Consider the following 248-nt stretch of genomic DNA (forward strand, 5'->3'; position numbering starts at 1 on the left):
CGTGGGTTCGGTCCTCCACGAAATTTTACTTTCGCTTCAACCTGCCCATGGATAGGTCGCCCGGTTTCGGGTCTACGTCAACTAACTATACGCCCAGTTAAGACTCGCTTTCGCTGCGGCCCCACACCTTAAGTGCTTAACCTTGCTAGGTAACGTAACTCGTTGGCCCGTTCTACAAAAAGTACGCAGTCACACAAGTAATGTGCTCCTACAGCTTGTAAGTGTAGGGTTTCAGGTTCTATTTCACT

General features: G+C 49.2%; 1 rRNA gene. It reads right to left on the minus strand.

Annotated features, from left to right (window positions below):
- Positions 1-248: ribosomal RNA gene (locus K0040_RS20525) — 23S ribosomal RNA — on the minus strand; the annotation flags it as partial.

Origin of the sequence: Terrisporobacter petrolearius (genome assembly GCF_020748185.1) — a bacterium.
Taxonomy (GTDB): domain Bacteria; phylum Bacillota; class Clostridia; order Peptostreptococcales; family Peptostreptococcaceae; genus Terrisporobacter; species Terrisporobacter petrolearius.